Origin of the sequence: Pseudomonas syringae group sp. J309-1, from assembly GCF_032582135.1 — a bacterium.
Classification (GTDB): Bacteria; Pseudomonadota; Gammaproteobacteria; order Pseudomonadales; family Pseudomonadaceae; genus Aquipseudomonas; species Aquipseudomonas quasicaspiana.
On sequence record NZ_JAWHNU010000043.1, the window covers coordinates 56,044 to 62,533 of the forward strand.

At 56.8% G+C, this 6,490-nt stretch carries 7 protein-coding genes; 6 read left to right on the top strand and 1 reads right to left on the bottom strand.

Going from position 1 to position 6,490, the window contains the following annotated elements:
- The 6 genes from RX972_RS20560 to RX972_RS20585 all read left to right on the top strand — a co-directional run bounded on the left by RX972_RS20560 (position 1) and on the right by RX972_RS20585 (position 5,635).
- Entirely contained in the window at positions 1-1,188 is a 1,188-nt protein-coding gene (locus RX972_RS20560) for an alginate O-acetyltransferase (RefSeq protein ID WP_027898945.1), read from the top strand.
- A gap of 13 nt (positions 1,189-1,201) precedes the next feature.
- Positions 1,202-1,870, top strand: coding sequence for an alginate O-acetyltransferase AlgF (locus RX972_RS20565; protein ID WP_027898946.1), 669 nt, complete (start codon positions 1,202-1,204; stop codon positions 1,868-1,870).
- Positions 1,871-1,986: 116 nt separating this feature from the next.
- Positions 1,987-3,438, top strand: coding sequence for a mannose-1-phosphate guanylyltransferase/mannose-6-phosphate isomerase (locus RX972_RS20570; protein WP_099270426.1), 1,452 nt, complete (start codon positions 1,987-1,989; stop codon positions 3,436-3,438).
- Between the two features lie 332 nt (positions 3,439-3,770).
- A complete protein-coding gene (locus RX972_RS20575; protein WP_316877972.1) occupies positions 3,771-4,145 on the top strand; it encodes a hypothetical protein in 375 nt (124 codons plus the stop codon).
- Between the two features lie 195 nt (positions 4,146-4,340).
- Positions 4,341-4,805 (top strand): hypothetical protein, encoded by a 465-nt coding sequence (locus tag RX972_RS20580; protein ID WP_027898948.1) that lies wholly within the window; start codon positions 4,341-4,343, stop codon positions 4,803-4,805.
- Positions 4,806-4,822: 17 nt separating this feature from the next.
- Positions 4,823-5,635: an SDR family oxidoreductase gene (locus RX972_RS20585; protein ID WP_316877975.1), complete on the top strand. Its 813-nt coding sequence runs from the start codon at positions 4,823-4,825 to the stop codon at positions 5,633-5,635.
- Between the two features lie 144 nt (positions 5,636-5,779).
- On the opposite strand, the gene RX972_RS20590 is transcribed toward RX972_RS20585, so the two are convergent.
- Positions 5,780-5,992 (bottom strand): DUF6124 family protein, encoded by a 213-nt coding sequence (locus RX972_RS20590; RefSeq protein ID WP_122703880.1) that lies wholly within the window; start codon positions 5,990-5,992, stop codon positions 5,780-5,782.
- Positions 5,993-6,490 lie beyond the last annotated feature (498 nt).

Genomic DNA, 6,490 nt, shown 5'->3' on the forward strand with positions numbered 1-6,490 from the left:
ATGACCCGTTCATTACGCATCCTCTACATCACCCTGTTCCTGGCTATCCTGCTGATCCTGGGTATCTGGTCGCTGCGCAGCTTTGCCAGCTTCTCGACCACCCCGGAAACCACCGTGCTTAACGGTAAGTGGACCAAGGCAGCGGAAACTCATTACGACGAAGAGTTTCCGATCAAGCGTCTGGGCACCAACCTTTGGGCAGCGCTGGATTACAAGCTGTTCAACGAAGGCCGCCCGGGCGTTGTACTCGGCAAGGATCAGTGGCTGTTCACTGATGAAGAGTTCGATGCCATCGCCAACGGTGACAAGAACGAAGCGGAAAACCTGGCAATCATCCAGGGCGTACGCGACGAACTGAACGCCAAAGGTACAAAGCTGGTGCTGGCGATTATTCCTGCCAAGACCCGCTTGTATCCGGAGCACATTGGCGACAACAAACCTGCCACGTTGCACACCGATCTTTATCAGCAGTTCCACGAGCATGCTGCGCAAGCCGGTCTGGTCGCGCCTGATTTGCTGACACCGCTGCAAGGTGCCAAGCAACACGGCCAGGTCTTCCTGCGTACCGATACTCACTGGACGCCGATGGGTGCCGAAGTTGTGGCCAAGCAGTTGGGCACGGTCATCGCAGAGCAGACGCCATTGAGCGGTGAGCCTGAAAAGTTCGTCACCCAGGCCAAGGAAACAGCGCCTTATAAAGGCGACCTGACCAACTTCCTGCCGCTTGACCCGTTGTTCAGCAACCTGTTGCCACAACCGGATCAACTGCAACAACGCAGCACTGACCCGGTAGCCGCAGAGGCCGAAGGCGATGACGCGTTGTTCGCCGACAGCGATGTTGCTGTTGGTCTGGTGGGCACCAGCTACAGCGCCAACCCGAACTGGAACTTCGTCGGTGCGCTTAAAGAGGCGCTGCACAGTGATGTTGTGAACTACGCGGAAGACGGCCACGGCCCGATCCTGCCGATGCTCAAATACCTGCAAACCGACGCGTTCAAAAACAGCCCGCCGCAAGTATTGATCTGGGAATTTCCGGAACGTTATCTGCCCGTTCACAACGACCTTAAAGACTTTGATCAGCAGTGGATTGCACAGCTAAAAAAAGCTGCTCCTGAAGCGATCAAAACGCAACAAAACGTCGTTCAGAACGTCAAACCTTCCGACTCGCCAAACCAGGCCCAAAACTGAGAGGACTAAACAGATGAACCTACAGAATTCGAACACTCGTACTGCCAAGAAAAGCCTGCTGAAAACCTGCGCACTGGCTGCCGGTATCAGCCTCTTCACCCTGCAAGCATTCGCCGGTGACTCCGCGCTGTACGGCCCAACCGCACCAAAAGGCTCGACCTTCGTGCGTGTCTACAACGCCAGCAGCTCCGAGATCAGCGCTTCGGTTGGCAACACCAACATGAACGAAGTAGCACCACAGGGCAGCACTGCATTCAGCTTCATGCCACAAGGTGACTACACCGCCAAACTGGGCAGCCAAAGCGTCCCGGTGAAACTGGCAGGCGACCACTATTACACCCTGGTCAACAACGCCAGCGGCAAGCCACAACTGGTTGAAGAACCACCGTTCAAAAACAAGCAGAAATCCCTGGTTCGCGTACAGAACCTGAGCGACAAGGCACTGACCTTGAAGACTGCTGACGGCAAAACCGAAGTCGTAAAAACCGTTGCTGCCAAAGGCACCGGTGAGCGTGAAATCAATCCGGTAAAAGTCAGCCTGGCGCTGTACGACGGCGACAAGAAAGTGACTGACCTGAAACCGGTTGCCCTGGAGCGTGGCGAAGCCGCCGTGCTGTACATCACCGGTAGCGGCAGTGGCCTGTCTCCAGTATGGGTAAAACCACCGGTAGCGACTCGCTAATAAAGGATTAGTCAGTCGGCCCACCGATGAGTGGGCCGATCGACACGGAACAAAAACAAGACAGAAACGACAGACCGACGTACAGCCCTATTTCGAAATGCTCTTGGAGAAACAACATGATTCCAGTGATCTTGTCAGGCGGTAGCGGTTCACGACTCTGGCCGCTTTCGCGTAAACAATTCCCTAAACAGTTTCTGGCGCTGACCGGAAACCATACCCTCTTCCAGCAAACCCTCGAGCGTTTGAAGTTCGAAGGCATGCAAGCACCGATCGTGGTTTGCAACAAAGAACACCGTTTCATCGTCAACGAGCAACTGAGTGTTCTGGGCCTCGAAACCCAGACCGTGATCATGGAACCGTTTGGCCGCAACACTGCGCCAGCCGTTGCCATCACCGCCATGCACCTGCTCAGCGAAGGCAACGACGAGCTGATGCTGGTCATGCCTGCTGACCACGTGATCGAAGATCAGAAAGCTCTGCAACGCGCACTGGCGCTGGCCACTGTTGCGGCCGAGCGTGGCGAGATGGTTCTGTTCGGCGTGCCGGCCACCAAGCCGGAAACCGGTTATGGCTACATCAAATCCACTGCTGATGCGCTGCTGCCAGAAGGCGTGAGCCGCGTATCGCACTTCGTCGAGAAGCCTGACGAACAGCGCGCTACCGAGTTCGTTGAAGCCGGTGGTTACTACTGGAACAGCGGTATGTTCCTGTTCCGCGCCAGCCGCTTCCTCGAAGAGCTGAAAAAGCACGATCCGGACATCTACGACACCTGCATGATGACCCTGGAGCGCAGCAAGCAAGAAGGCGACACCATCGACATCGACGAAGCCACCTTCGCCTGCTGCCCGGACAACTCCATCGACTACGCCGTGATGGAAAAAACCCAGCGCGCTTGCGTTGTGCCATTGACTGCTGGCTGGAACGACGTGGGCTGCTGGTCCTCGCTGTGGGCTGTGCAGCAGAAAGACGCCAACGGCAACGTCACCAAAGGCGACGTGGTTATCCAGGACAGCCGCAACTGCATGATCCACGGCAACGGCAAACTGGTATCGGTGATCGGTCTGGACAACATCGTTGTCGTCGAAACCAAAGACGCCATGATGATTGCTCACAAGGACAAGGTTCAGGGCGTCAAGCAGATGGTCAACACGCTCAATGAGCAGGGCCGTAGCGAGACTCAGAACCACCTTGAAGTCTATCGTCCATGGGGTTCATACGACTCCGTCGACATGGGCGGCCGCTTCCAGGTCAAACGCATTTCGGTAAAACCGGGTGCCAGCCTGTCCCTGCAAATGCACCACCACCGCGCCGAACACTGGATCGTGGTATCGGGCACTGCACAGGTTACCTGTGACGAGAACGTGTTCCTGCTGACCGAAAACCAGTCGACCTACATCCCGATTGCCTCGGTTCACCGCCTGAAAAACCCAGGCAAGATCCCGTTGGAAATCATCGAAGTTCAGTCGGGCAGCTACCTGGGTGAAGACGACATCGAACGTTACGAAGACGTTTACGGTCGCTCCGCTCAACTGGAAGCTGGCGTCAAGACGCAAACCATTGCACGTTAATCTGCTGTTTTAACTGCAATCGGCAACGAGCAGTACACCTCAACAACCTTTTGCGTACCCCATCCGCAGCAGGTTGTTGAGGTTTTTTTTGGCCTGAAAAATACCGCTCTTCCCCGTAGGAGCTGCCGAAGGCTGCGAACCGTAGGGTCTCCAGCTGATCGCCTTCGCAGCCTGCGGCAGCTCCTGACGGCGCATCACTCACAGGCCGCCATCTGTCGGCGACTGTCATTTATGACAGTACCGGGCCGTGCTGAACGGGATTAGGCTGGGTTTAACAAATCGGCAAGCAGTCAGGGTTTGTTAATGGATTAAAAAACAAAAGGACTAGTGAAATGAAAACTTATGAAGATGCCCTTAAATCACCTCCCATTCCGGATGCCAAGACACAATTCCCCGTACCTTACATTCGAGAAGTCACGCTAGGCAGCGACCAAATACCATTAGCAGTCGCAAACGGTGGGTTCAGCGTGGTCATGCCCACATTTAGTACCACCTTCGAGAGAGTTCTATTTACCCCCCTCGGTGTGGCGCTCATGATCAAGCAGACCAACATCTCGTCTGGCGTAGACACAGAGGCCCGTTATAGCGCAGCGGATATAAATAATCTTTTCAAAAACGGAGACAGATTCGAATTCGAACTCAGCTTTCTTTATCAGGATCATTGGTACGGCGGAGCATCAACCACAACCTATACCGTCGTCGCCTGAAAGCCTCTACGCATACCATGACTACCTTTGGGTACGTGGCCCGGGCTGAATGCTTCGTGGGCAAGCCGCGCTCCAACAGGTTCTGTGATTATGTGTAGGAGGGTGCGTCGCGCCGAAAGCATGGCTCATCACCATTAGCAAACTCCAGCCCGCTTTCGGTACGATGCGTGCTCATCTGTTCACGAGGCGCGACTCATGCTGTTCGGCGCATTGCTTATCATCACCTGGCTGGTCTTGTTACTGCGTTATCCGGCCAAGGCCTTGCCTGTCTCGCTGGCGGCCGCCGCTGGCCTGGGCCTTGTGGCGATGGTGGTCATCTGGCAAGACAGTCGCGAAACCCGCCGCCTGGAGCATCTGGGCCTGCGTATGAATTACGCGCCGGATCAATGCCCTGTCGGCAAGCCGCTGCTGGTACTGATCGACAACACCAACGACGTCCCGCTGCGCGAGCTGCGTTGGCGTGTGGCCGCGTATGCGCCTGGCGATACCGTCAACCTCACCGACGACGCCTACGCAGGCCCGCGCTATCAAGGCCCCGGCGATTTACAGGCCGGTAGCCAGTGGCAGGATTGTTTGCCGCTCCCTCCCCTGCGCCAAGGCTATCGCCCGCAGACGCTGGAGTTTCGGGCTGAGCATTTACAAGGCAGTTTTTCGGACTAATTCATAGGAACACTTCAATGCCCAACGTCCTGATCACCGGCTGCTCCAGCGGTATTGGCCGCGCCTTGGCGGATGCTTTCAAAGTTGCCGGTTATGAGGTCTGGGCCACCGCGCGCAAGCCTGAAGACGTTGCCGCGCTCAACGCAGCGGGTTTCACTGGCGTGCAACTGGACGTCAATGACGGCGCTGGGCTGGCACAATTGGCGGCCCGGTTTGATGGGCTGGATGTGTTGATCAACAACGCCGGTTACGGTGCCATGGGACCGTTGCTCGATGGCGGCGTCGAGGCGATGCAGCGCCAGTTCGAAACCAACGTGTTTTCGATCGTGGGCGTGACCCGTGCGTTCTTTCCAGCACTGCGGCGCAACAAGGGCCTGGTGGTGAACATCGGTAGCGTATCCGGGGTATTGGTGACACCTTTTGCCGGTGCGTATTGCGCGTCCAAGGCGGCAGTGCATGCCTTGAGCGACGCGTTGCGCCTTGAGTTGGCGCCCTTCTCGATTCAGGTGCTGGAAGTTCAGCCGGGCGCCATCGATACGAGTTTCGCAAAGAACGCCAGCCATGAGGCTGAATTGCTGATTAGCGAGCGATCGCCGTGGTGGCCATTACGTGAAGGGATTCGGGCAAGGGCCAAGGCTTCGCAGGACAACCCGACTCCTGCCACCCGTTTCGCCCTCGACGTATTGCGCGCCGTACAACAGCCGACGCCACCGCGCATGCTCCGCTCAGGAAATGGCTCAAGGGTTTTGCCCCTGATGAGCTGGTTACTGCCCAAAGGTTTACTGGATAAAAAACTGCGCCAGCGGTTTGGGTTGGATGAGAAGCTGTGAGCGGACCTCCATGTTGAAGGACGCCTCGCGGTGGGAGCGAATTCATTCGCGAAGGGCCAGCACGATCAATACATATCCATCGCTTGTTATGCCGCCTTCGCGAATGAATTCGCTCCCACGGTGGTCCTCATTCGCAACCTGGATTTACCTGGACTCCACCCGCGCCAATGAGCGCTCCAGTTCGGTCTTGGCCATACCAATCAAGTGCACCACCGAGAAGGCTAAATCGCGTTTGGGACCGTTAAGACTGTCGCCGGTTTCGTAGGCAGTGGCGGCTGCGCAACGCAGCAGGTCACTGACGTGCTGCAGGGACTCTTCTAGCGTGGGTTGTGGTGGATCTGGCGTTACTTTGATCATCAGGGAAACCTCTTGCTTAAGGCCACCTGATGCACGCTGCTAAACGAAAAAAGGTGGCGGCTTTGAAACGGGTTAGCAGACCGGCGGTTCCCCCAATACCGGCGCACTCGAAAGTGCCCCGCACAAAGCCGCCATAGACGGGACTTGCGCAGGAGGAACACCAAAACAGGCTGCTAAACCCGATCGCTGATACTCAACGACGGACGGAGCCTAGTGCCCGAAATCCCCCTGCGCAAGGGCTCGGGATTTTCTCGGAAACTTCACTCAGAAGAAAGGGAAAAGGCCGCAGGAATGGGGTGTAGGACGGGGTTATTTGGTTAGCTGAAGTTACATAAACGATGCTCATTCATGTGGGTGTCGCCCCGGCGTCCCTGACACCACGCTGTCGCGGAGCAAAACCTGGACTGTAGGAGCTCACCGAGGTTACGAGGCCCGCGGGGGGGGGGGGGGGGGTTAAACGCCCACGGGGGGCGGGGGGACGCGGGGGGGGGAGGCACG

What these genes read in the sequence shown, in the direction of transcription:
- RX972_RS20560 (WP_027898945.1), top strand. Translation starts at nt 1, where the DNA reads ATGACCCGTTCATTACGCATCCTCTACATCACCCTGTTCCTGGCTATC.
- RX972_RS20565 (WP_027898946.1), top strand. Translation starts at nt 1,202, where the DNA reads ATGAACCTACAGAATTCGAACACTCGTACTGCCAAGAAAAGCCTGCTG.
- RX972_RS20570 (WP_099270426.1), top strand. Translation starts at nt 1,987, where the DNA reads ATGATTCCAGTGATCTTGTCAGGCGGTAGCGGTTCACGACTCTGGCCG.
- RX972_RS20575 (WP_316877972.1), top strand. Translation starts at nt 3,771, where the DNA reads ATGAAAACTTATGAAGATGCCCTTAAATCACCTCCCATTCCGGATGCC.
- RX972_RS20580 (WP_027898948.1), top strand. Translation starts at nt 4,341, where the DNA reads ATGCTGTTCGGCGCATTGCTTATCATCACCTGGCTGGTCTTGTTACTG.
- RX972_RS20585 (WP_316877975.1), top strand. Translation starts at nt 4,823, where the DNA reads ATGCCCAACGTCCTGATCACCGGCTGCTCCAGCGGTATTGGCCGCGCC.
- RX972_RS20590 (WP_122703880.1), bottom strand. Translation starts at nt 5,992, where the DNA reads ATGATCAAAGTAACGCCAGATCCACCACAACCCACGCTAGAAGAGTCC.